The sequence below is a fragment of the Streptomyces sp. NPDC101225 genome (genome assembly GCF_044767585.1).
Classification (GTDB): Bacteria; Actinomycetota; Actinomycetes; order Streptomycetales; family Streptomycetaceae; genus Streptomyces.
Genome location: NZ_JBIWOE010000006.1, coordinates 225,100 through 249,791, shown reverse-complemented (window position 1 = coordinate 249,791; position 24,692 = coordinate 225,100). Strand labels below are relative to the sequence as shown.

15 protein-coding genes and 1 pseudogene are annotated in these 24,692 nt (G+C 71.7%); 6 read left to right on the top strand and 10 right to left on the bottom strand.

The window, feature by feature from the left end:
• Positions 1-100 precede the first annotated feature (100 nt).
• Positions 101-1,315: a TOMM precursor leader peptide-binding protein gene (locus tag ACIRPX_RS11685; RefSeq protein WP_404192145.1), complete on the top strand. Its 1,215-nt coding sequence runs from the start codon at positions 101-103 to the stop codon at positions 1,313-1,315.
• A complete protein-coding gene (locus ACIRPX_RS11680; protein ID WP_404191824.1) occupies positions 1,308-2,675 on the top strand; it encodes an ABC1 kinase family protein in 1,368 nt (455 codons plus the stop codon). Before ACIRPX_RS11685 ends, ACIRPX_RS11680 begins: the two co-directional genes overlap by 8 nt.
• 113 nt (positions 2,676-2,788) lie before the next feature.
• Here the strand turns inward: ACIRPX_RS11680 and ACIRPX_RS11675 are convergent, their stop codons facing one another.
• From ACIRPX_RS11675 to ACIRPX_RS11660, 4 genes are all read right to left on the bottom strand, one after another.
• Positions 2,789-3,112, bottom strand: a complete 324-nt coding sequence (locus ACIRPX_RS11675) for a hypothetical protein (protein ID WP_404191822.1) — start codon at positions 3,110-3,112, stop codon at positions 2,789-2,791.
• Positions 3,109-3,477, bottom strand: a complete 369-nt coding sequence (locus ACIRPX_RS11670) for a WhiB family transcriptional regulator (protein WP_016437873.1) — start codon at positions 3,475-3,477, stop codon at positions 3,109-3,111. The genes ACIRPX_RS11675 and ACIRPX_RS11670 overlap by 4 nt, the downstream gene beginning before the upstream one ends.
• 177 nt (positions 3,478-3,654) lie before the next feature.
• A complete protein-coding gene (locus ACIRPX_RS11665; protein ID WP_404191819.1) occupies positions 3,655-3,978 on the bottom strand; it encodes a hypothetical protein in 324 nt (107 codons plus the stop codon).
• Positions 3,979-4,143: 165 nt separating this feature from the next.
• Positions 4,144-6,339, bottom strand: coding sequence for an ATP-dependent DNA helicase UvrD2 (locus ACIRPX_RS11660; protein ID WP_404191817.1), 2,196 nt, complete (start codon positions 6,337-6,339; stop codon positions 4,144-4,146).
• A 185-nt stretch (positions 6,340-6,524) separates the two neighbouring features.
• On the opposite strand from ACIRPX_RS11660, the gene ACIRPX_RS11655 reads away from it, so the two are divergent.
• Positions 6,525-6,782, top strand: a complete 258-nt coding sequence (locus ACIRPX_RS11655) for a mycoredoxin (RefSeq protein WP_404191814.1) — start codon at positions 6,525-6,527, stop codon at positions 6,780-6,782.
• 823 nt (positions 6,783-7,605) lie between these two features.
• Here the strand turns inward: ACIRPX_RS11655 and ACIRPX_RS11650 are convergent.
• Entirely contained in the window at positions 7,606-9,291 is a 1,686-nt protein-coding gene (locus ACIRPX_RS11650) for a recombinase family protein (RefSeq protein ID WP_404191811.1), read from the bottom strand.
• Positions 9,292-9,356: 65 nt separating this feature from the next.
• On the opposite strand from ACIRPX_RS11650, the pseudogene ACIRPX_RS11645 reads away from it, so the two are divergent.
• A pseudogene (locus tag ACIRPX_RS11645) lies at positions 9,357-9,442 on the top strand (NrdH-redoxin); the annotation flags it as partial.
• 72 nt (positions 9,443-9,514) lie between these two features.
• On the opposite strand, the gene nudC reads toward ACIRPX_RS11645, so the two are convergent.
• The 5 genes from nudC to ACIRPX_RS11620 form a co-directional block, all read right to left on the bottom strand.
• Positions 9,515-10,459, bottom strand: a complete 945-nt coding sequence (nudC, locus tag ACIRPX_RS11640) for an NAD(+) diphosphatase (protein ID WP_404191808.1) — start codon at positions 10,457-10,459, stop codon at positions 9,515-9,517.
• Positions 10,460-10,616: 157 nt separating this feature from the next.
• A complete protein-coding gene (locus tag ACIRPX_RS11635) occupies positions 10,617-12,029 on the bottom strand; it encodes a dipeptidase (protein ID WP_404191806.1) in 1,413 nt (470 codons plus the stop codon).
• A gap of 10 nt (positions 12,030-12,039) precedes the next feature.
• Positions 12,040-15,666 carry a UvrD-helicase domain-containing protein gene (locus tag ACIRPX_RS11630; protein ID WP_404191803.1) on the bottom strand — a complete coding sequence of 1,209 codons (3,627 nt, stop codon included), beginning with the start codon at positions 15,664-15,666 and terminating at the stop codon, positions 12,040-12,042.
• Positions 15,667-15,767: 101 nt separating this feature from the next.
• The gene (locus ACIRPX_RS11625) at positions 15,768-19,322 is read right to left on the bottom strand and encodes an ATP-dependent helicase (RefSeq protein WP_404191800.1); all 3,555 of its coding nucleotides are present in this window, start codon (positions 19,320-19,322) and stop codon (positions 15,768-15,770) included.
• Positions 19,323-19,579: 257 nt separating this feature from the next.
• Positions 19,580-19,966, bottom strand: coding sequence for an MGMT family protein (locus ACIRPX_RS11620; RefSeq protein ID WP_404191797.1), 387 nt, complete (start codon positions 19,964-19,966; stop codon positions 19,580-19,582).
• A 186-nt stretch (positions 19,967-20,152) separates the two neighbouring features.
• Between ACIRPX_RS11620 and ACIRPX_RS11615 the strand changes: the two genes are divergently transcribed.
• Together ACIRPX_RS11615 and ACIRPX_RS11610 are read left to right on the top strand one after the other, a co-directional pair.
• The gene (locus ACIRPX_RS11615) at positions 20,153-22,978 is read left to right on the top strand and encodes a lysylphosphatidylglycerol synthase domain-containing protein (RefSeq protein WP_404191794.1); all 2,826 of its coding nucleotides are present in this window, start codon (positions 20,153-20,155) and stop codon (positions 22,976-22,978) included.
• Positions 22,979-23,072: 94 nt separating this feature from the next.
• Positions 23,073-24,620, top strand: a complete 1,548-nt coding sequence (locus ACIRPX_RS11610; protein WP_404191791.1) for an alpha/beta hydrolase — start codon at positions 23,073-23,075, stop codon at positions 24,618-24,620.
• Positions 24,621-24,692: the final 72 nt, after the last annotated feature.

The window sequence follows — 24,692 nt, the reverse complement described above, 5'->3', positions numbered from 1 at the left end:
AGGCTCCGCGGACGGGACGTTCTACGAGGGCTTACGGGGGCCTGTCATGGATGTGATGGATGCAGAGGTTCCGGTTGCTGCGGCTGATGCGGCTGCTCCGATTGCTCCGGCGATGAAGCCGGCGCTCCGGCGCGGCTGGCGCGACCTCAGCACCGTGCAGTTCGGGATGGCCCCGGCGCACGCGCTGACGCTCGGCCCGATGGACACGGCGACGGGGAGCTTTCTCGACCTGCTCAACGGCACCCGCGGGCTGCCCCTCCTGCGGGAGGAGGGGCGCCGGATGGATCTGCCCGACGGCCATGTCGACGCACTGGTGCAGCGGCTGGCCCGGGCGGGCCTGCTGGACGACGCGAGGGGCGGCGGGCCGGACGCCGACGCGTTGCGCGGAAAGAAGGAGGCCATGGCCCGGCTGCGTCCGGACCTCGCCTCGCTGTCGCTGGTCACCACCGGCCCCGGCGAGCCGATGCGGCGGCTGGCCGCGCGCCGCTCGCTGCGCGTGCAGGTGCGGGGCGCGGGCCGGGTGGGCGCCACGCTGGCCTCACTGCTGGCGGGCGCGGGGATCGGGGAGGTCGACGTGCGGGACGTCGGCCGGGTCGAGCCGGAGGACGTGGCACCGGGCGGCCTGCCGGCCGGGTCCGTGGGCGACCGCCGGGACGAGGCCGCCCGGCAGGCCGTACACAGGTCCGCCCCCTGCCGCCCGCCCCGCCGCTCCCGCAGGACTTCGCCCACGGAGGGCGAGCCCGGCTTCTCCCTGGTGATCCTGGCCCCTCGGGACGACGTGGCCGTGCACGCCCCCGCACCGTCCACCGCGGAACCGCTCGTCGCCTCGGGTACGCCGCACCTGTACGCCGGCGTCGTGGAGGCAACCGGCGTGGTCGGCCCCCTCGTGCTGCCCGGCGAGACGGGCTGCGCGGGCTGTCTGGACGCGGCGCGCACCGACCGGGATCCGGCCTGGCCCCGCCTGGTGGCACAGTGGCGTTCGGGACCGCCGCGTCCGGCGCGGGCGTGCGATGTGACGATGGCCACAACGGTCGCGGGGTTCGCGGCGGCGCATGCGCTGGCCTTCCTGGACGGCCAGGTCCCGACGAGCGCCGGGGCACGCTGGGAGGTCTCCTTCCCAGGTCTGACCTGGCACGCACGGCCGGTCTGGGCGCATCCTGCATGCCCGTGCGGCGCCGCGGAGAAAGGTAAGGGAGAACACACCTCAAAGGACGGGGAGCCACACGGGACAATGGAGGGGCAACGGCCGCTGAAGACGTTGTGCCGTGAGGCAGAAGCGACGCGGCCGGCAGGGACTTGGAGGGCGCATGTCTGATCTTCCGCGCAAGGCGGTCACCCGGACCGCCAAGCTCGCCGCGCTCCCGCTCGGCTTCGCCGGGCGGGCGACCTGGGGTCTCGGCAAGCGGATCGTCGGCGAGTCCGCGGAGATCGTCGGCCGTGAGCTGCAACAGCGCACGGCGGAGCAGCTGTTCAAGGTGCTCGGCGAGCTCAAGGGCGGCGCCATGAAGTTCGGCCAGGCCCTGTCCGTCTTCGAGTCCGCACTGCCCGAGGAGGTCGCCGGCCCCTACCGCGCGGCGCTGACGAAGCTGCAGGAGGCGGCGCCGCCGATGCCGACCAGCACCGTGCACCGGGTGCTCGGGGAGCGGCTCGGCGAGGACTGGTCCGGCCTCTTCCTCGAGTTCGAGGACAAGCCCGCCGCGGCGGCCTCGATCGGGCAGGTGCACCGGGGGGTGTGGCACGACGGCCGCGAGGTGGCGGTCAAGGTGCAGTACCCGGGAGCCGGCGAAGCCCTCCTGTCCGACCTGAACCAATTGAGCCGCTTCGCCCGGCTGTTGGGTCCCCTCATTCCCGGCATGGACGTCAAGCCCTTGATCGCCGAGCTCAGGGACCGGGTCTCGGAGGAGCTGGACTACGGCCTGGAGGCCCAGGCCCAGCAGTCCCACGCCGAGGAGTTCGCGGACGACCCGGACGTGGTGGTGCCGGGCGTGGTCCACCAGTGCGACCAGGTGCTGATCACCGAGTGGATCGACGGCGTCCCGCTGTCGGAGATCATCGCGGACGGGACTCCGGAGCAGCGCGACCGGGCCGGTCAGCTCCTGGCCCGCTTCCTCTTCTCGGGCCCGGCCCGCACCGGCCTGCTGCACGCCGACCCGCACCCGGGCAACTTCCGCCTGCTGCCCGGCGGCCCGGAGGACGGGGAGGACTGGCGCCTGGGCGTCCTGGACTTCGGCACGGTCGACCGTCTGCCGGGCGGACTGCCGGCCCCCATCGGCAACTCCTTGCGCATGACGATCGACGGCGACGCGGAGGCCGTCTACGAACTCCTCTGCGCGGAGGGCTTCGTCAAGGAGTCCATAGAGCTCGACCCGGGCGCCGTCCTGGACTACCTGCTGCCGATCATCGAACCCGCCAGGGCCGACGAGTTCACCTTCACACGCGGCTGGATGCGCAGTCAGGCGGCCCGAATCGCCGACGTCCGCTCCCCCGCCTACCAGCTGGGCAAGCAGCTGAACCTGCCGCCGGCCTATCTCCTGATCCACCGGGTGACGCTGAGCACGATCGGCGTGCTGTGCCAGCTGAACGCGACGGTGCGGCTGCGCGAGGAGCTGGAGGAGTGGCTGCCGGGCTTCCTCGTGGAGGAGGACGAGGGCGAGGGTGAAGCCGTGGAGGCGTGAGGCTCCCCGCGGCCTGAACACGCCGCGGGGGCCGGTCCGTTCGGACGGACCGGCCCCCGCGAGGAGCTTTCGCCTCCCCCGTGGGGGAGGCCACCGCTTCAAGGTGTGGTTGCTTACTGCATGACCGCCACGGCCAGCGCGCGGCGAGCACGGCGCGAGGCGCGCTCGGCCCGGCGCTGCATCCGGCGGGCGACCACCAGGCGCACGGCCCGGCGTTCCTGCTCGGCCTCATGCAGCCGCTCGTGCATATGCGCACGAGCCAGGGCTTCTGGAATGAGTTGCATCTCTCGGGTCCTGTTCTGGCGCGAGCCGGTCACGCCGGTGGTGGTGAAATCTTCGATCGCGGAGCCGGTGGGCTCGTTGGTGGACGGCTTCATCGGGGCCTGCTTCTTGGGGTCGTTCGTGAGGGGACGGTCGATCGTTCCTGCGGTGTTCATGCCGTGACCGGGTTCTTGCGCGGGCGGCCACGCGGCCGCTTCCGGGCGACGACGACACCCTGGACGAAGAGCTCGCCACCCCAGACGCCCCACGGCTCACGCCGCTCCTTGGCGCCGGCGAGGCAGGCCTCGATCAGCGGGCAGGTGCGGCAGAGGGATTTGGCGTACTCGACGTCCGCGGGCGACTCGGCGAAGAAGACCTCGGGGTCGTACGAGCGGCACGGGACGGGTACGCCGAGGTTCTCGATGGCGTCGTCGAGCGCGGTGAGCGCGGTGAGCGGGATCAAGGTGGAGTCCTCCGTGGGGCCGGGCTTGGGGATCGTGTCTGAAGGCGGTACGGACGGGGCGTGCGCTTCGAGTTGCACGGTTGGTTTTCCTCGTCTGGTCGTTCCGGCCCTGTTGGGCCGGTGGTCGGCTGGTACCGGGTTCTTTTCTTGTCCCGGGGCCCCTTCGCTCCGTCGTCCCCGGATGAGGGACAAACAGAAGGGCCGCGGATCCCGGGTGGGGTTCCGCGGCCCTGAAGGCGCCGGCCTGATCGAAGATCAGGCTGGATCACTCCAGGGATCTGGCCCACGGAAGGCCCACATCAGGTGGTGCTGTGTCGTCTGCTTCCGGCTTCCGGCACCGGCCGCCGTAAAGGCATAGGCCTTCGCCTGTGCCGCTACTGCTTCCAGTGCCTTGATCGGTCGCTCATTGCGCTCACGGACGGGAAGGCCCACGAGAGACACGGCGGCGGACGCCGGACCGGCGGCAGGAATGCCGGACAGACCGGTGCCCTGGTGGGAGACGCCGAGCATGCACGCGGAGACGACCGAGCGATCGGTCAGTTTGGCGGTGCAGACAGAGCTGTTGCTGATGCTGATCACTTCAATCGCCTCCTCTCGGCGTCTCGGGGGACTGGGGCGAACCAGTCCGACGGATATGCAAGTAGAACACGGAATCGGAGCCTCCGAGAAGGCCTCCGTTCCCGTGGACAAGAACCTATGGGGATTGCTGGGGCATGCGCAAACTATTTTTTCGACGAGTTTGAATCAGTCCCGTTCGTCCTCTTCCACGAGCTCGCGACCGGCGCAGAGGGCCAGGACATCGGCCCCGTACCGGTTGAGCTTGCGCATGCCGACCCCGGGAATCCGTGCCAGTTCGCGCTCGTCGTCGGGCACCGCCTCGGCGATCGCCATCAGCGTCTTGTCGGTGAAGACGCAGAAGGCCGGCTGCCCGCTGCGCTCCGCCTGGACCGCGCGCCACGCGCGCAAGCGCTCGTAGAGCCCCTCGTCCATGTCGGAGGGACAGTCCTCGCAACGCATCAGCTTCATCTCGCCCGCGTCGGTGAGCGTGCGCCCGCAGACCCGGCACCGCGCCGGGGTGCGTTCCTTGCGCCGCGGCACCGCGGCCGGTGCTCTCGTGAAACCGCGCTCCACTCCCCCGGCGGCACCCGCCGCGGCGCGGCCGGCCGCGCCGGTGGACCCCGGACGCAGCCCGTCCAGGAACCGGCTGGGCCGGCGGTTGGGGCGGCCGCCGGGCGAGCGGGACAGCGACCAGGAGACGTGGAGGCGCTCGCGGGCCCGGGTGACGCCGACGTACAGGAGGCGGCGTTCCTCCTCGACCTGCTCGTCCGTCTTTGCGTAGGTGATCGGCATCATGCCCTCGGCGACTCCGGCCAGGAAGACGACGTCCCACTCAAGGCCCTTGGCCGAGTGCAGGGAGGCGAGGGTGACGCCCTGCACGGTCGGCGCGTGCTGCGCGTTCGCCCGCTCGTCCAGCTCCGCGACGAGGTCGCCGAGGGTGGCGCCGGGGGTGGCGGCGGCGAAGTCGTGCGCGAGGTTCACGAGAGCGGCCAGCGACTCCCAGCGCTCGCGCACCGCCCCGGACCCGGCCGGCGGCTCGGAGGTCCAGCCCTCGCCCGACAGCACGGCACGCACCTGGGAGGGGAGGTCGACGGCGTCGTCGAGGAGGGAGTCGTTGCCTCCGAAGCGGGCCGCGCCGCGCAGTGCGACGCCCGCCTTGCGGACCTCGGGGCGGTCGAAGAACCGCTCGGCGCCGCGCAGCTGGTAGGGGACCCCGGCATCGGCCAGAGCCTGCTCGTAGGTCTCGGACTGGGAGTTGGTACGGAACAGGATGGCGATCTCGCCGGCCGGGACGCCCGCGTCCATGAGCTCGCGGATGCGGTGGGCGGCGCCCTCGGCCTCGGCGGGTTCGTCCGTGTACTCGGTGTAGGCGGGATCGGGGCCCGCCTCCCGCTGGGAGATCAGCTCCAGGCGGTGGTCGGCGGCACGGCCGTGGGCCTGGGCGAGGAGCCCGTTGGCGAGGTGGACCACCTGCGGGGTGGAGCGGTAGTCGCGGACCAGCTTGACGACGGTGGCTCCGGGATGGCGGGTGCGGAAGTCGAGCAGGTGGTCCGGAGTTGCTCCGGTGAACGAGTAGATGGTCTGGCTGGCGTCGCCGACCACGCACAGGTTGTCCCGCTCGCCGAGCCACAGGTCCAGCAGGCGCTGCTGGAGGGGGCTGACGTCCTGGTACTCGTCGACCACGAAGTGCTGGTACTGGGCGCGGACCTGGTCGGCGATGTCGTGCCGGTCCTGGAGTACGGCGACGGTCAGCAGCAGGACGTCCTCGAAGTCGATGACGGAGCGGTCCCGCTTGAGGTCCTCGTAGACGGAGTAGAGCTGGGCGATCTCGGCCGGGTCCCGGGGGGATTCACGGCCGGCCTTGGCGGCGGCCGGGGCGTAGTCCGCGGGGACGGTCTGGGTGACCTTGGACCACTCGATCTCGGCGGTGACGTCCCGCAGCTCGCCCCGGTCGAGGCGGATGCGGCAGGCGGCGGCCGCGTCGGCGACGAGCTGGATCTTGCGGTCGACGAGCCGGGGCATGGAGCCGCCGACGGCCTTCGGCCAGAAGTACTGGAGCTGGCGCAGGGCCGCCGAGTGGAACGTACGGGCCTGGACGCCGGACGCGCCGAGCTGGCGCAGCCGGCCGCGCATCTCGCCGGCCGCGCGGTTGGTGAACGTGACGGCCAGCACGCTGGAGGGCTGGAGGATGCCGGCGCGCACCCCGTAGGCGATCCGGTGGGTGATCGCCCGGGTCTTGCCGGTGCCGGCGCCCGCCAGTACGCACACCGGGCCGCGCAGGGCGGTGGCAACCTCGCGCTGCTCGGGGTCGAGCCCTTCGAGCACCGCGTCGGCCGAGTCCGGTACCCGCGGGAAGAGCGTGGAGTGCGTTGCTGCTGTCACACGGCCATGCTGCCAGGTCGCCGGAGACGAGTGCGGCGGTTGTCCACAGGCAGGCACCTGCAGTCGTACCAATGCGGCAGGCGTCACGTCCGGCGGGATACCGCCGGGGGGGAATGGTGGCGCTTTCAAGTACGTTCCTCCTACCGCGAGCACCGATCCCCTAGCCGCCGAGGAGCACGAGAGACATGCCGGGCACTGTGACGATGTACAGCACCACGTGGTGCGGCTACTGCCGCCGGCTGAAGAGCCAGATGGACCGTGAGGGCATCACGTACGACGAGATCAACATCGAGCAGGACCCGGATTCCGCGGCCTTCGTCGAGAAGGCGAACGGCGGGAACCAGACGGTCCCGACGGTTCAGGTAGTTCCCGCCGATGGTGGCACTGAGGTCGTGATGACGAACCCGAGCCTTGCCCAGGTGAAGCAGGCGCTTGGCGTCTGACGACGCGTTCCCCGTCGCACGTAGAGACCCCCGTCATCGAAGCTCGACGGGGGTCGTCTGCTGTCTTGCGCCGCCCTTCAACAGGGGGCGGGCCCGACCAAGGGCACACCTCTCTCAGTCGGGGAGGGTCGAATACCGCTCAATGCTTGCGCACCCCGTGGAGCGGTCCCATGCTGCCTACCGCTTCGCCGGTGCCTGCCTCTTGGGGGCGCTGCCGCGCCCCTACTTCGCTTGCCGTAGGTCGAAGGTGCTTCCCTGTGTCGGCCCCTTCGGGGCCGCAACCGTGAGGACAAGAAGAAGTGAGAGGAGGCGAACGTTTCCGCAGGTCAGTGACCATGCCGCCACACGTACGGCGTGTGCTGGGTACACCTGCGGTGTGTGGTCACCGGTCCTGATGAGCGCGGCACGGTACCGGCGCACCCTTCCCCTTCTGGAACAGGTGAGGGGGGATGGCAAGGCAAGCGGCCCCCGACCGGGGCGAGACAAGGCCAAACCTCTTGGCCCGGTTGACCGCGTTGGTCGTGCTCTGGTCGGACAGGGGGTTGCCCTCCTTGCCCAGCAGAGAGGCCAGCTTCCCAGGGTCGAACGCTGCATGACCCTGGCGGTCGGCCCGGCCCAGCGCAGCGAAGTGCACTCGGTAGGCGAGCGGGTGCCAGGGTTCCTGCGCCATGCGCCGGTACTCGCGCTGGGAGACTCCACCCCACGGGCGGTTCGGTCTCGTGCAGTCGGGAGCGACGGCGGCGACCTGGCCCGGCATCGTACAACATGGCGAAACGGGAAAGATCCCCTTGATCGGGGGCCTTCCTCGCTGGCCCGACCTACGTCAGGCGGGAGCCGAGACTTTCTCGGCCACCTCTGCTCCCTTGGCTTGCTGCGCTGCCCGCTCCGCTTCGAAGTCCGCCCAACGGCTGACGATCTCCCACTCCGCCCCAGCAAGCGACTTCGGCTTCTCGTACGGCTTGCCCGGCACCGAGATCGGCGTGATCGGTGAAAGCACCTGAGAGGACTTGGAGGGCACATCCCAGTACGTGATGCCCTGTTGCTTGACGTTCTCGATCAGGTCTCCGGGATCGATGGCCAGGACGTCATGTCCGAAGTACGCCTTGACCTTGTGCTTCTTCAGCCATTCACGCCGTTCGTCGACACTCGACCGCTCCCACCACTCCGCGTAGCCCTCGCCCGTACCGGTCCACACGGTCACCGGCTTCGGCCCCTCCTCGCTGGTGACCTTCTCCCGATCCTGGGCAAGGCTGGCAACCTGCGAGCCGTACGCGACGGCACTGATCTCGCCCTGCTGAAGTTCCTTCAGAAGCTGGTTCATCCTGCCGTCGATCACGGCGAGCTTGGCCGCACGGCTGTCATCGATGGTCGTCTTCGACTCCATCCGCTCCAAGTGGCCGATCTCACCCAACAGGGCCGACTCCAGCCAGGGGTACAAGTCCTCCGCCCAGAACCTCTGCTTCGGGCAAGCCGCAATGCCCTTGGTCTTGTTGCCGTGACAGCGGTACCGCTCTCGCTTGCCCTTGGCCGGGTCGCCCTTCACGAAGTACAGAGAACTGCCGCACAACATGCAGAACGTCACACCCACCGTCGGCGACGTAGAGCCCTTCTGCCTCTTGTACTTGACCGAGGCGACAGCGTCCGACAGCTTCGCCCATTCCTCCTCGTTCAGCACCGGCTCAGACCGCATGACGGGGGTGCCGTCGTCATTGCGGACCACGGCCCCGTTGGCGCGTACGTACTCCCCAAGCAGAGACCGGCTGACCAGTACGGCCTGCACCGTGGTCGGCGTCCACCTGGCTCCCCGAGGCTTCGGGTCCGCCAGCCGAGTCGTGCTCCCGCCTGACGCCGCGCGGATGCGGGCGATGTCCTGTGCCGTGGGTACGCCTTGCTCGTTCAACCAGTCTGCGACGGCCGAGAAGCTCGGCTTCTCGATGAAGCGTCGGATCATCTCGATCAGTGTCGGGCCGTACTCGGGGTCGAGTTCCAGGGTGAAGCCCGCGTCGCCCTTCACCGCTCGGCGTCCGAACGGGACAAGGCCACCCGGCCAGCGGCCGGTCCTCCGCATGGTCTCCCGGGAAGCCTTGTTGCGGGCCTTGATGGCGTCCAGTTCGGCCTCTGCGACCACGGCCAGGATCTTGGCGATGGTCTTGCCCCACGGCTTCGAGAGGTCGAATCCCTCTTCGCAGGAGATCAGGCCCTTACCATTTGCCTCGCACCACTCGATGATGTCCGAGAGGTGGCGGACCGACCGGGCGATGCGGTCGATCTTCAGGACGATGATGTGGTCGAACTGGTCCTTCTTGTTGTTGAGCCAGTCCCCCAGGGACGGACGCACCCACGGCGAGATAGACGCCGACACGTCGATGTCGACGGCGAAGTCGACCAGCTCCATTTCCTCCGCGTCCGCCCGCTTGCTGATGCGGGTCCGCTGCGTTTCCTCGCCGGTCTGGTTCTCGTTGCCTACAGACAGACGGACCACGCCAAGAGCCCTGGGCTTATCGCTCACGACCTCCCCCTCCCGAACTTGTGGCGGCCTTCCCTGACCGCCACAAGCAGGGGAGGAGAAGTCTACAGACCGTGCCGACCGTGCTGTTCCCGGACGCTCGACGCTCACCAACCCGTCGCTGGCACAGGTCAAGCAGAAGATCGGCGTGTAGGCGCTCCGCGGTTTCAGCGGAAAGGCGGCTCCTGAGGCACCTCAGAGGCCGCCTTTTCGCGTGCCGTCAGGCTCAGACGAAGCTTCGCGTCGGCAGCGGCTTGCCGTACCACATCTCGATCAGGCGGGCCGCGATGGAGATGCCGTAGGGAGGCAGGACCTCACCCGCCTCGAAGGCGGCGCCGAGTTCGTCCCGGGAGAACCAGCGGGCCTCGTGGATCTCGTCCCCGTCGACCGTGATGTCGATCGAGGTGGCGCGGGCCATGAAGCCGAGCATGAGGCTGGACGGGAAGGGCCAGGGCTGGCTGGCGACGTACTCGACGTCGCCGACGAGGATGCCCGCCTCCTCGAAGACCTCGCGGCGCACCGACTGCTCGATGGACTCCCCGGGCTCGACGAAACCGGCGAGGGTCGAGAAGCGGCCCTCGGGCCAGTGCACCTGGCGGCCGAGCAGGATGCGGTCGTCCTCGTCGGTGACGGCCATGATCACGGCCGGGTCGGTACGCGGGTAGTGCTCGGCGCCGCAGGCGGGGCAGCGGCGGATGTGGCCGGCCGCGGCGATGACCGTGCGCTCGCCGCAGCGGGAGCAGAAACGGTGGGTGCGCTGCCAGTTCTCCAGACCCACCGCGTGCACCATCAGGCCCGCGTCGCGCGGCGACAGCAGCAGACCGGCCTCGCGCAGGCCGGCGGCGCGCGCGGACTGGTCGACGCGGCCGGGCAGCCCGTCCTTCTGGAGGGCGAAGTAGCTGACACCGTCCTCGTCGGTGCCCAGGAAGTAGCGGTGCGCCTCCGTCAGGGGGGCCTCGAAGGAGGGGGTCATGACGAGTTCGGTGCGGCCGTCGGCCGTCTCGTCGATGAGGACCTGGCCGCCGGAGACCACGAAGCAGCGCGTCGTGGGGTGGCTCCAGGCCGCCGCCAGCCACGCCTCGTCGAGCCGGTGGTGGGCAGCGCGGTCGATGCCGCTGGGGGCGGTGAGCGAGATGGGGCGGTCGGCGATGTGGTCGGTCCTGGTGGTCACGGGTGCTTCCAACTCCCCCGGTGGAACGGATTGTTTCGGCGGGCGGTTCGGCGGGACGTGCGTCACGGGATGACCGGACCCGGTGGGGCCGGGCGGTGCGGGGGCGGCTTTGTCGGTGTGCCCTTCGCGCGCTGCCCCTCCGGACGGTTCGGGACCCTCAGGGCGCATGGCGCCAGCTCTCGGCGAGGTCGCCCCACAGGCATGCGCTGGTCTCGACGCCCTTGAGGAGAAGGCCGAGCTCGACCTTCTCGTTCGGCGCGTGCCAGCCGTCGGACGGGACGGAGATGCCCAGGAAGAGCACGGGCGCGCCGAGCACCTCCTGGAGGTCGGCGGCCGGTCCGGAGCCGCCCTCGCGCGTGAAGCGGATCTTCCGGTCGAAGGCGCGGCCCATGGCCCGCACCACGGACCGCAGGGCCGGGTGGTCCAGTGGCGTCAGGCACGGGCGCGTGGCCGCGCCGAAGGTGATCTCGTACCGGATCCCGGCCGGCACCTGCTCGGCGGTCCATGCCCGCACGGCCTTCTCGACGTGGTCGGGGTCCTGCCCGGCGACCAGCCGGAAGGAGAGCTTCACCATCGCCGAGGACGGGATGACCGTCTTGCTGCCGGGGCCCTGGTAGCCGCCGCCGATGCCGTTGACCTCGGCCGTGGGGCGGGCCCAGACGCGCTCCAGGGTGGTGTACCCGGACTCGCCGTGGCCGGCGTACGACCTGGCGGTGCGCAGCCACTGCCGCTCGTCGAAGGGCAGCTCGGCGAAGAGCGCGCGCTCGGCTTCGGTGAGTTCGACGATGCCGTCGTAGAAGCCGGGGACCGTCACGCGTGCGTGCTCGTCGTGCAGGGCGGCGACGAGACGGGCCACGGTGGTGGCCGGGTTGGGGACGGCGCCGCCGAAGGAGCCCGAGTGGATGTCCTGGTCCGGGCCGTGGAAGTGGATCTCGCACTCGGCGAGGCCGCGCATGCCGGTGCAGACCGTGGGGGTGTCCTCGGACCACATGCCCGTGTCGGAGACGATCACGACGTCGGCGGCGAGCCGGTCCGCGTGCTGCTCGGCCAGGGCGCGGAAGTGCGGGGAGCCGGACTCCTCCTCGCCCTCGATCAACAGTTTGAGGTTGACCGCAGGGGTGCCGCGGCCGGTGGCGGCGAGGTGGGCGCGGACACCGAGTGTGTGGAAGAACACCTGTCCCTTGTCGTCGGCGGCGCCGCGCGCGTGGAGACGATTCTCGCGGACGACGGGCTCGAAGGGCTCGCTGTCCCAGCCGTCCTCGCGGGCGGCGGGCTGCACGTCGTGGTGGCCGTAGACGAGGACGGTGGGCGCCTCGGGGTCGGCGGAGGGCCACTCGGCGAAGACGGCCGGGGCGCCCGGGGTGTCCCAGACCTCGGCGGTCGTGAAGCCGGTCTCCCGGAGTTTGGCGGCGAGCCAGTCGGCGCTGCGGCGCACGTCGGGCGCGTGATCGGGCTGGGCCGACACGGACGGGATGCGCAACCACTCGACGAGGTCGTCGAGGAAGACGGCGCGGTGCTGTTCGATGTACGTACGGACGGCGCTGACGGCACTGTCAACGGGCTGGCTCATGGTCACGAGCCTATCGGCCCCCGCGGACATCCTCGTTGGGCGGTTCCTCACAGTTTGCTTGCGCGGCCGGGTCCTCCAGCAGCAGCCGCTCCAGTGCGGAACGGTCCGGCAGGTCGCCCGGTCGTACAACCTCACCCGTGCGTACGTAGACGAACGCCGCGTTGACGGATTCCAGCGGAACGCCCTGCTGCTCGGCCCAGGCGAGCCGGTACAGGGCGAGCTGGAGGGGGTCGGCGGAACGGGTGCGGTTGGTCTTCCAGTCGACGATCTCGTACGTCGTCCCGTCGCCGCCGCCCTCCTTGTAGACGGCGTCGATACGGCCCCGGACCACGCGGCCGGCGATGGCGAGCTGGAAGGGGGCCTCCACCCGGTGAGGCGTGCGGTGGGCGTACTCGGTGCGCTCGAAGGCCTCCTTGAGCGCCTCCAGGTCGCGCTCGTCGGCGATCTCCGCCTCGGCACCGGGCAGCTCCTCCGGCTCCAGCACGGGCAGGGTCAGCTCCTCGAACCGTGCCTCGACCCAGGCGTGGAACCGGGTTCCCCGGCGCGCGGCAGGTTGCGGAGGGCGCGGCATGGGGCGCGCGAGTTCCTGCGCGAAGCCCTCCGGGTCGGCGGCCAGGCGCAGTACCTGCGATGCGGTGAGGGACGCGGGCAGGGGGACCTCCGTGACGGTCTCCCGCGCGCGCAGGAGCTCACCGGTGAGGGCGTCGAGATCACGGTCCCAGGAGGCGAGGGTGCGCGCCTCCTCCGGGGTGAGGCGGGCGGGCCCGCGAGCCTGGCGCGGGTGGGGGTGCGGGCGGGCGCGCCCATGGGGCCCGGGGGTCTCCGGAGGCGGCGCCTGGTGCGGGACCGTGGGGCGGGCGGTGGGCCAGTCGTCGAACCCGGAGGGGTCCTCGGCCGCCAAGGCCCCCTCGCCCACGAAACCGTCCTCGTCCACGAAGCGGTCCTCGCCCGTGAAGTCCCCGTCCGCGAAGTCCTCGTCCGTGAGGTCTTTGGCCGTGAGGTCTTTGGCCGTGAAGGGATCTTCCTCGTCCGGCGGTTCGTCGTCGTAGGGCGGTTCGTCGTCCGGCGGCGGTGGCCAGTCCGGGTCCTCGTGGTCGTCCGGGTCGTGCGTGGCCGCGGGGTGGCCGTCCGCGTGGGCGGCGAGGTCTTCCAGGTGGGCGAGGACCGTCTCGGCCGCCGCCCGGCGCCGGGTGAGCGACGCCTCGTCCAGGGGCAGGGGCCAGGCCTGCTCGGCGCCCGCGGTGTGCAGGGCCGGGTTCTCCTCGTCCTCGGCCGGCTCGTCCGCCCATGCCTCGATCTCGCCGTACCCGGCCTGGCAGTGCTCGTACAGGGCCGTGAGGAAGTCCGAGGGGCCTCGGGGCTTCTTCTGGCTGGGGCCCCACCAATGGCCGGAGCCGAGGAGCAGGGAGCGGGGGCGGGTGAAGGTGACGTAGCCGAGGCGCAGTTCCTCGGTGTGCTGGTGCTCCTTCATCGCCTCCTGAAAGGCCTTCAGGCCCCGCGAGTCCCAGCTGCCGACGTCGGGGAGGGTGGCGGCGTCGCCGCGCAGCGCGTGCGGCAGCACCTTGCCCTGGGCGGTCCACCGCTCACGGCCCCGGGCGCTGGGGAAGGTACCGGTGACCAGCCCGGGGACGGCCACGACGTCCCACTCCAGGCCCTTGGACTTGTGGGCGGTGAGGACCTTCACGGTGTTCTCGCCGCCGGGCAGGGCGTTGTCGAGGCCCTTCTCGTACTGGGCGGCGGTGCGCAGGAAGGCCAGGAAGGCGAGCAGGGTGGCCTCACCGTCGCCGGCGGCGAACGAGGCTGCCGTGTCGAGGAAGTTGGAGAGGGTCTCGCGGCGGCGTGCGGCCAGGGCGTGCGGGGACGCCGACAGCTCGACCTCGAGACCGGTGACGGCGAGGACGCGGTGCAGGACGTCCATCAGCGGGTCGGACAACGACCGGCGCAGATCGCGCAGTTCGGCGGCCAGCCGCGCGAAGCGCACGCGCGCGTCCGGCGAGAAGGGCAGCCCGTCGTCCTCGTGCCCGGTGTCGAGCGGCATCTCCAGGAAGGTGTCGAGGGCGTCCGCGAGCGAGGTCACCTCCGAGGGGTCGGTCCCCTCGACGGCCTCGGCGAGCCGGCGGTCCCGGTCCTCGTCGCCCACGCGCGCGTGGGCGACGAGGAGCCGTGCTCGCCGGCCCAGAAGCGCCAGGTCGCGCGGGCCGATGCGCCAGCGCGGGCCGGTCAGCAGGCGGACCAGGGAGGCGTTGGCGCCGGGGTCCTGGAGGACCTCGCAGACGGCGACCAGGTCGGCGATCTCGGGCAGGTGCAGCAGCCCGGACAGACCGACCACCTCGACGGGGACGTCCCGGGCGACGAGCGCGCCCTGGATCTGCGCGAAGTCGGTGGCCGTACGGCACAGGACGGCGATCTCACCGGGCGCCTTCCCGGTGTTCACCAGGTGGGCGACGGAGTCGGCGAGCCACTCGATCTCCTCGGCGTGCGTGGACAGCAGCGCACAGCGCACCGTGCCGTCGCGTTCGGCGCCGGGGGCGGGGCGCAGTGCCTCCACGCCCGCGTGCATGGCGCGCAGCGGCTCCGCGAGGCCGTTGGCCAGGTCCAGGAGACGGCCGCCGCTGCGGCGGTTCTCGCTGAGCGCCTGCCGGGCGGCGGGCCGGCCGTCGGGGTGTGCGAAGTGCTCGGGGAAGTCGTCCAGGTTCGCGACGGAGGCGCCGCGCCAGCCGTAGATGGCCTGGCAGGGGTCGCCGACGGCGGTGACCGGGTGGCCGGTGCCGCCCCCGAACAGGCCCGCCAGGAGGATGCGCTGGGCCACCGACGTGTCCTGGTACTCGTCGAGGAGGACGACGCGGAACTCGTCGCGCAGGACGCGGCCGACCTCGGGAATCCGGGCCAGCTGCGCGGACAGGGCGATCTGGTCGCCGAAGTCGAGCAGGTCGCGCTCCCGTTTCGCGGCACGGTAACGGACGACGAGCTCGGCGAGGTCGTGGCGGGCCGCGGCCGCCTTGGGGACCTGCCGCAGGGCGTCGTTGCCGAGCTTGACGTGCTCCAGGGCGCGCAGCAGTTCACCGTCGTACGCGCGCAGCTCCCCGGGTGCCACGAGGTGCTCGGCGAGTTCGGCGTCGAGCGTGAGCAGATCGCTGACCAGGTCCGCGAAGGAGCGGGTCAGCGCGGGGTAGGGGCCCGGGGCCTCCCGCAGCACGCGTGCGGCGAGCTGGTAGCGGGTGGCGTCGGCGAGCAGGCGGGAGGTCGGCTCCAGGCCGATGCGCAGCCCGTGGTCGGTCAGCAGGCGGCCCGCGAAGGCGTGGTACGTCGAGATCACCGGCTCGCCCGGCGGGTCGTCGGGGTCGATGGCGTCCGGGTCGGTGACGCCCGCCTTGACAAGCGCCTTGCGGACGCGCTCGGCGAGTTCGCCCGCCGCCTTGTTGGTGAAGGTGAGGCCGAGGACCTGTTCCGGGGCGACCTGGCCGGTGCCGACCAGCCACACCACGCGCGCCGCCATCACCGTCGTCTTGCCCGACCCGGCTCCGGCGACGATCACCTGCGGAGCGGGCGGCGCGACGATGCAGGCCGTCTGCTCGGGGGTGAACGGGATCCCGAGGAGCTCCTTGAGCTGATCGGGATCGGTGATACGGGGCGGCACGTCAGAGAGGCTAGCGGTGGCCACTGACAGTGGAGTCCCCACTCAGCCCCGGATCGGAGAGAAACGCAGGTCAGCACATGTGGTGTGAAGGATCACCCGCGTCACTCGACCACGTGCCGTCCTTCGGGCCGGGCGCTGCAGGACGCCTGGAACGCGCAGTGTGCGCAGTGTTGTCCGGTGGTCGGCGTGAAGCGTTCGTCGAGGACCTTGCCGGCGGCGGTGGCGAGCAGTTCGCCGACCCACTCGCCCTCCAGCGGCTCCTGCGTCTGCACCTTGGGCAGCGCCTCGCCGCCGTCGCGCTGGGCGGCGCCCTGGCGCAGCTGGACCAGTTCGGCGCCCCCGGGCTCGGGGCGCTCTCCGTCGAAGACGTCGTCGACGGCACCCTCGCGGACGGCGAGCTGGTAGACGGCGAGCTGGGGGTGGCGCTCCACCTCGCGCGCGCTGGGGGTCTGTTTGCCGGTCTTGAAGTCGACGACGTAGGCGCGGCCCTCGCCGTCGGCCTCGACGCGGTCCATGGAACCGCGGATGCGGACCTCGTACGCGCCCGCCCCGAGAGTGACGTCGAAGCCGTGCTCGCCGGCCACCGGGGTACGTCCGGTGCGGTCCATGACGTGCCACTTCAGGAAGCGTTCGAGCGCCACGCGCGCGTTCTCCTTCTCCTGCGCCGACTTCCAGGGCGCGTCGAAGGCGAGCGCGTTCCACACGGAGTCCAGGCGCTCCATGAGGACGGCGAGGTCGGCCGGGGTGTGTCCGGAGGCGACCTCGTCGGCGAGGACGTGCACCACGTTGCCGAAGCCCTGCGCGGTCGTCGCGGGCGCGTCGGCCTTCACCTCGCGGCCCAGGAACCACTGCAGGGCACAGGTGTTGGCGAGCTGGTCGAGAGCGCTGCCGGAGAGCACGACGGGCTGGTCGCGGTTGCGCAGCGGCACCTTGCTCTCGGTCGGCTCGAACATGCCCCACCAGCGGTAGGGATGGGCCGACGGCACCAGCGGGCGGCCGTCCTCGTCGGCGAGCGCGGCGAGCCGGGCCAGCCGGTGGGCGGCGGCCTCCCTGAGGGTGTCCGAGACGCGCGGGTCGACCGTCGTCGCGCGCAGTTCGGCGACGAGCGCGGCGACGGACAGGGGGCGGCGCGGGCGGCCGGTGACGTCCCTGGGTTCGACGCCGAGTTCGGTGAGGAAGCGGGAGGGCTGGTCGCCGTCGTCGGCGGGGGCTTTCACGGCCGTGACGACGAGACGCTCACGCGCGCGCGTGGCCGCCACGTAGAACAGACGGCGCTCCTCCGCCAGCAGCGCGCCCGGGGTGAGCGGTTCGGCGAGTCCGTCGCGGCCGATGCGGTCGGCCTCCAGGAGTGAGCCACGGCGGCGCAGGTCGGGCCACAGGCCCTCCTGGACACCGGCGACGACGACCAGCCGCCACTCCAGGCCTTTGGACCGGTGCGCGGTCATCAGGCGTACGGCGTCGGGACGCACGGCACGCCGCGTGAGCGTGTCGGCGGCGATGTCCTCGGCCTCGATCTCCGCCAGGAAGTTGAGAGCGCCGCGGCCGCCGGTACGCTCCTCCGCGCGCGCGGCGGTCGCGAACAGGGCGCACACGGCGTCCAGATCGCGGTCGGCGTTGCGTCCGGCCGCACCGCCGCGCCGCGCGGACCGCTCCAGGCGGACCGGCCACGGCGTGCCCTCCCACAGGTCCCACAGCGCCTCCTCCGCCGTGCCTCCGTGGGCGAGGCGCTCCCGGGCCCGGCGCAGCAGGGCGCCGAGCCGCTGGGCACCACGCGCGTACACCGGGTCGTGGACGGCAAGGCGCTCCGGCTCGGCGAGCGCCCGCGCGAGCAGTACGTCCGAGGGCGGCGGCAGGGGGTTGCCCGCGGCCCGCTCCTCTTCCCGCAGGGCACGCCCGAGGCGGCGCAGGTCGGCCGCGTCCATGCCGGCGAGGGGCGAGGCGAGGAGGGTGAGGGCGGTCTCGGTGTCGAGCCACGACGCGGCCGGCTCGGCGGCCGGGACTTCTCCCGCGGCAGGCACCGCCTCCGCACCGGAGGACTCCGTTTCGAAGGACTCCGGTGCGGAGGACGCGCTTTCGGAGGACGCGCTTTCGGAGGACACCGGTCCGGACGACGCGGCCTCGGAGGACGTGTCTCCGGACGCCGTGGCTCCGGGCAGAGCGGCGTCGGACGATGCGGCTTCCGACGACGCGGCCTCGGAGGAAGCGGTTCCGGACGCCGCGGTTTCGGACGCCGCGATCTCGGGCGCCGCGGTTTCGGACGCCGCCTCCGCCGCGGCCACCGCCCGCAGCGCCGTCAGCAGCGGCGCCACGGCCGGCTCGTGCCGCAGCGGCAGGTCGTCGCCGTCTATGTCGAGGGGGACGCCGGCGGCGGTGAGAGCGCGCCGGACCGTCGGGATGGTGCGGGAGCCGGCCCGCACCAGGACGGCCATCTCACGCCACGGCACGCCCTCCTCCAGGTGCGCCCGGCGCAGGATGTCGGCGATGTTGTCCAGCTCCGTGCCGGGTGTCGGGTACGTGTACACCTCGACGCGGCCGCCGTCCCGCACGGGAGCCAGCTCGCGATGCGCGCGTACCTTCTCCGCCGGCAGGCGGGTCAGCGGCATGCGCTGGGTGAGCAGCCGGGTGGCGGAGAGCAGCGCGGCGCCGGAGCGGCGTGCGGTGCGCAGGACCTCGACGGGGGCCGTGCGGCCGTCCGCGCGCGGGAAGGCGCCCGGGAACTCCAGGATGCCGCCCACGTCCGCCCCGCGGAACGCGTAGATCGACTGGTCGGGGTCGCCGAAGGCGACGAGGGTGCGGCCGTCGCCGGCCAGCGCGTGCAGCAGCCGTACCTGGGCGGCGTCCGTGTCCTGGTACTCGTCCACGAAGACGGCGTCGTACTGCGCGGCGAGCTGCTCGGCCACCCCGGGGCGGCGGGCGAGGAGGACGGCGCGGTGGACCAGTTCCGCGTAGTCGAGCACGCCCTGCAGGTCGAGCACGTCGAGGTACTCGGCGAGGAAGGCGGCCGCGGCGCGCCAGTCGGGGCGGCCGATACGGTGGGCGAAGGCGTCCAGGGCAGCGGGGTCCAGGCCCAGTTCACGGCTGCGGGCGAGGACCGCGCGGACCTCGTCGGCGAAGCCGCGGGTGGTCAGGCAGGCGCGCAGGTCGTCGGGCCAGCGCACGTGCGCGAGGCCGAGCCGCTCCAGATCGGTCTGGCCGGTGAGCAGTTCACGGACCGCCACGTCCTGCTCGGGGCCGGACAGCAGCCGCAGCGGCTCGACGAACAGGTCGCTGTCCTGGTGGGCGCGGACCAGGGCGTAGCAGTACGAGTGGAAGGTGGTCGCCTGGGGTGCGCGCGCCGCCCCTATGCGCAGGGCCATGCGGTCGCGCAGTTCGACGGCCGCCTTGCGGCTGAACGTCAGCACCAGGATGCGCTCGGGGTCCGCGCCACGGGCGATGCGCGACGCCACGGCCTCGACGAGCGTGGTGGTCTTGCCGGTGCCCGGACCTGCGAGAACGAGCAGTGGACCGGCCCCGTGGTCAACCACCGAGCGCTGTGACGCGTCAAGACGAGGGGGATCCGGTCGGGTCGGCGCGGTACGCACCAGCCGGTAAGCGCCACTGTTCCCCTGCCGCACCCGTGGGTGCGGCAGGCGCCTGGTGGAGGAAGAGGAGCTCACGTGGTTCGCCGGTCCTGGTGGTTGTGCTGGTTGTCGGACCACCGTGCGTTCAGGACGGTGATCGGGGGGTGAGGGGGACTGGTGCAGGCGACGCTACGCCGAGGAACGGCACGGAAGCAGGGCTTCCGCTTCTTCCCTGTCGGCACTCGCGACCCACGGGCCCCTCGACCCACGAACGTACGGCATGCCACAAACGTGCCTCCGTTCCCCCGTACGGATCACGGGTCACACGAAGGCCCTCCGTATGGCGGAAGCTGTCAGGTGTGACCCTCCGCGCGTCCGCCGCCGTCCCACCGCGCCCGTCTCATGTCGAGGCGCGGCAGGTGACCCTCGGCGGCTCTGCTCGCCTCCTTCAAGGGGGTGCCTTCGGTGCGGTAGTGGTCGAGGGCCCGCAGTTCGTGGCCCGGCAGCAGCACCCCGTCCGCGCGCACCACGCGCCACCACGGAACGGCCCCGCCGTAGAGGGCCATGACGCGGCCGACCTGGCGCGGGCCGCCCTCCTCCAGCCACTCGGCGACGTCCCCGTATGTCATGACACGTCCGGGCGGGATCAGTTCGGCGACCTCCAGGACACGCTCGGCGTACTCCGGGAGCGCGTCCGGGGAGTCCGGGCGGGCGTCGTGCGGGAGCCTCTGCTCACTCATCCGGCTCATCCTGCCCCATACCACCGACAGTGTGAGCGCGTCGCGACCGAGCGTACGTCTCGCCCCACGGCGGCGCTTCCGGCAGACTGTGCGCCCCCGCATGTGCCCCCTGATACCCCCGCGTGTCGGTGGGGCATGCCACCATCATGCGGGCGGTGACCGGTGATACGAGATCAAGAAGAGACGATGAAGCAGCAGGGTGCGCACCCAGAGGACGCGGAAGGCACCTCTGACGCTTCGTCGCGCCCGGGAGGCGGCACCGGGTCCGGATCCGGAGGTGGGACGGCCGCTTCGGACGGCAAGGCGACCGCGCCGACAGACCTGCACAAGAAGGACCCGCACAAGAAGAGCGTCGAGAAGAAGGACCTGGACGAGAAGGTCCCGGACAACGGCGAGGACGGGTTCCTCGACGAGGTGCACATCGACGAGGTCGAGGGCGACGAACCGCTCCTGCCCGCGCGCGTGCACCGCCCCTCGGACCTGATGCGCCTGATGGTGGGCGTACTGGCCGTCGCCGTCCTGCTCGCGATCGCCGCGTTCGCGCACGGCACCACCTCGGGTCTCGAACAGGACATCAACAAGGGCACCGGACAGGCGCCCGACCTGCTCATCAAGCTCGCGGGCCTGGCCTCCAGCATCGCGATCCTGCTCGTGCCGGTCGCCTTCGCGATCGAGCGGCTGATCAAGCGCGACGGGCTGCGCATCGCCGACGGCGTGCTCGCGGCGGTCCTCGCCCACGGAGTGACGCTCGCCACGGACCTGTGGGTCGCCAAGGCCGCTCCCGGCTCCATCCAGGAGGCGCTCACCCAGCCCTCCCCCGGCAACATCCACGCCCTCACCGATCCGGTGCACGGCTATCTCGCGCCGGTGATCGCGTACATGACAGCCGTCGGCATGTCCCGGCGGCCGCGCTGGCGCGCGGTGCTGTGGATCGTGCTGCTCCTCGACGCCTTCTCGATGCTCGTCACGGGATACACGACCCCGTTCTCGATCATCCTGACGGTGCTGATCGGCTGGACGGTGGCCTACGGGACGCTGTACGCGGTCGGCTCGCCCAACGTCCGTCCCACGGGACGCACCCTGATGGCGGGCCTGCAGCACGTCGGCTTCCGCCCGGTGACCGCCTCGCGCGAGGAGGTGCCGGAGACACCGGAGACCGGCGACCGCGGCCGGCGCTACTTCGTCACCCTGGAGGACGGCCCGCCGCTGGACGTCACGGTCGTCGACCGCGAGCAGCAGGCGCAGGGGTTCTTCTACCGCGCGTGGCGCAATCTGACGCTGCGCGGCTTCGCCACCCGCAGCAGCCTCCAGTCGCTGCGCCAGGCGCTCGAGCAGGAGGCCCTGCTCGCGTACGCGGCGATCGCGGCCGGCGCCAACGCACCCAAACTGATCGCGACCTCGGAGCTCGGTCCCGACGCCGTGATGCTCATCTACGAGCACACGGGCGGGCGCACGCTGGACAACCTGCCCGACGACGAGATCACCGACGAGCTGCTGCACGGCACGTGGCACCAGGTGCGCGCCCTGCAGTCCCGGCGCATCGCGCACCGGCGGCTGGTGGGCGACGCGATTCTGGTGGATCGTTCCGGCACGGTGATCATCACCGATCTGCGCGTCGGCGAGATCGCGGCCGGCGAGCTTCTGCTGCGCATGGACATCTCGCAGCTCCTGGTGACGCTGGGGCTGCGGGTGGGCGCCGAGCGCGCGGTGGCCTCGGCGGTGGGCGTGCTCGGTCCGGACGCCGTGGCCGACTGTCTGCCGATGCTTCAGCCCATCGCGCTCAGCCGCACCTCCCGCGCGACCTTGCGCCGACTGGCCCGTGAGCGGGCCCAGCGCGAGCGCGATGCGGTCCTGGAGGCTTCCCGGCAGCTCAAGCAGGCCCGGCTGGAGGAGGCCTCGGAGGACGGCGAGGCCGTGGCCGAGAAGCCCGACAAGAAGGCCGTGCGCGCGGAGCAGCGGGCCGAGAAGCGGGCGCTGGACGAGGCGCTGAACGAGGCGCGCGAGGAGGATCTGCTCGCCCAGATCCGCCACCAGGTGCTGCTGATCAGGCCGCAGGCGCCGGTCGAGCCCGCCCGCCTGGAGCGGGTGCGGCCGCGCACCCTGATCAGTTTCATCGCCGGCGCCATCGGTGCCTACTTCCTGCTGACCCAGCTCACCCACATCGAGTTCGGCCCCCTGCTCGCGAACGCCCAGTGGGGCTGGGTCCTTGCGGCCGTGGCGTTCTCGGCGTGCAGCTACTTCGCGGCCGCGATGGCACTGCTGGGGTTCGTGCCCGAGCGCGTGCCCTTCCCCCGGGCGGTGGCCGCGCAGGTCGCCGGGTCGTTCGTCAAGATCGTCGCCCCTGCCGCGGTGGGCGGCGTGGCCCTCAACACCCGCTTCCTGCAGCGCTCGGGGGTACGTCCGGGGCTCGCGGTGGCGAGTGTCGGCGGTTCCCAGCTCTTCGGCCTCGGGTGCCACATCCTGATGCTGCTGTCGTTCGGCTACCTGACCGGCACCGAGAAGACGCCGTCCCTGTCGCCGTCCCGGACGGTCATCGCCGGCCTGCTGACCGTGGCCGTGCTCGTGCTCGTGGTCACCTCGGTGCCGTTCCTGCGGAAATTCGTCGTCACGCGCGTGCGGTCGCTGTTCGCCGGCGTCGTACCGCGCATGCTGGACGTGCTGCAGCGGCCGCAGAAGCTCATCAGCGGCATCGGCGGCACCCTCCTGCTGACCGCCTGCTTCGTGATGTGCCTGGACGCCTCGATCCGTGCCTTCGGCACCCAGGGGACCTCGCTCAGCATCGCCAGCGTCGCCGTCGTCTTCCTCGCCGGCAACGCGCTCGGGTCCGCGGCCCCGACCCCGGGCGGCGTGGGCGCGGTGGAGGCGACCCTGACGGTCGGCCTGATCGCCGTGGGCCTGCCCAAGGAGGTCGCGGCACCGGCCGTCCTGCTGTTCCGGCTGCTGACCCTGTGGCTGCCGGTGCTGCCGGGCTGGCTTGCCTTCAACCACCTCACCCGCAAGGGCTCGCTGTAGGACGAACGCCTTCTCGTACGACGGCTGTACGCGCGCGTACCTCGTACGGCCCGTGTCCCGAGCGCCCGGCCCCGCGCCGCAGCAGGATGGGAGCATGCCGAAGCCATCCCGCCTGCGCGCCGTCGCCGTGACCGCCTCCGCCGTGCTGCTGTGCTCCGTGCTGGCGGCCTGCAGCGACGACGACTCCAGCGGCGGGGACCTGTCGGCGCAGAAGCTCGACTGGAAGGACTGCCCGGCGCCGTCCGCCGCCGAGGGCGGCGGTGACGCCCCCTCGCCCCTGCCGCGCCAGGGCACCTGGCAGTGCGCCACCATGAAGGCGCCCCTGGACTGGAACAAGCCCAAGGGCGACACGATCGGCCTCGCGCTGATCCGGGCGAAGGCGAGCGGCGCGGCGAGCAGGCGCATCGGCTCGCTGATCTTCAACTTCGGCGGGCCGGGCGGCTCGGGCGTCGCCACACTGCCCTCCTTCGGCCAGGACTACGCGACCCTGCGCACCCGCTACGACCTGGTCAGCTTCGACCCGCGCGGAGTCGGCCGCAGCGCTCCCGTGACGTGCGAGGACGACCAGCAGCTCGACGTGTACTTCCAGCAGGACGCGACCCCGGACGACGCGCGTGAGCGGACCGAGTACGTGGACAGCACCAAGAAGTTCAACGCGGCCTGCGAGAAGAACTCCGAGAAGGTGCTGCCGCACGTACGCACCACCGACGCGGCCCGCGACATGGATCTGATGCGGCAGGTCCTCGGCGACGACAGGCTGTACTACTTCGGCATCTCGTACGGCACCGAACTCGGCGGCGTCTACGCCCACCTGTTCCCGAAGCACGTGGGCCGCGCCGTCTTCGACGCGGTCGTGGACCCGACGCAGGACGCCGAGCAGAGCTCGCTCGGGCAGGCGAAGGGCTTCCAGCTCGCGCTCGACAACTTCGCCGAGGACTGCACCTCCCAGACCACGGGCTGCCCGATCGGCGACTCCGCGCAGGACGTGAAGGACCGCATCGCCACGCTGCTGAAGGACCTCGACAGCAAACCGATCGCCGGCATCTTCCCCCGCCGGCTGACGCAGACCGCAGCGACCAACGGCATCGCGCAGGCGCTGTACTCGAAGGACTTCTGGCCGTACCTCACCGAGGGCCTGCAGCAGGCCTACCAGGGCGACGGCAGGGTTCTGCTGGCGCTGTCCGACTCGCTGAACGGCCGCAGCGAGAACGGCGAGTACAGCAACATCGCCGCCGCCAACGTCGCCATCAACTGCGCCGACGACAAGGCCCGCTACAGCCCGGACTTCGTGCGGCGGAAACTGCCCGAGTTCCGGTCGGCCTCGCCGCTGTTCGGCGACTTCCTGGCCTGGTCCATGCTCAGCTGCACCGACTGGGCCGTTCCCGGTGCGGCGGGCCACCCCGACGTGAGCGCGCCGGGCGCCGCTCCGATCCTCGTCGTGGGCAACACCGGCGACCCGGCCACGCCCTACGAGGGCGCGAAGAGGATGGTGGACTCGCTCGGCCCGGGCGTCGGCGTCGAGCTCACGTACAAGGGGCAGGGGCACGGCTCGTACGACAGCAAGAACAAGTGCGTGCAGGCCGCGGTCAACGGCTATCTGCTCGACGCAAAGGTGCCGAAGGCCGGGACCGTCTGCTCCTGAGGACCCACCACAGAGTGAAGAAAACCGCAGGTCAGAATGTTATCCACAGGCTTGGGCAGGTCCGGCTTGATC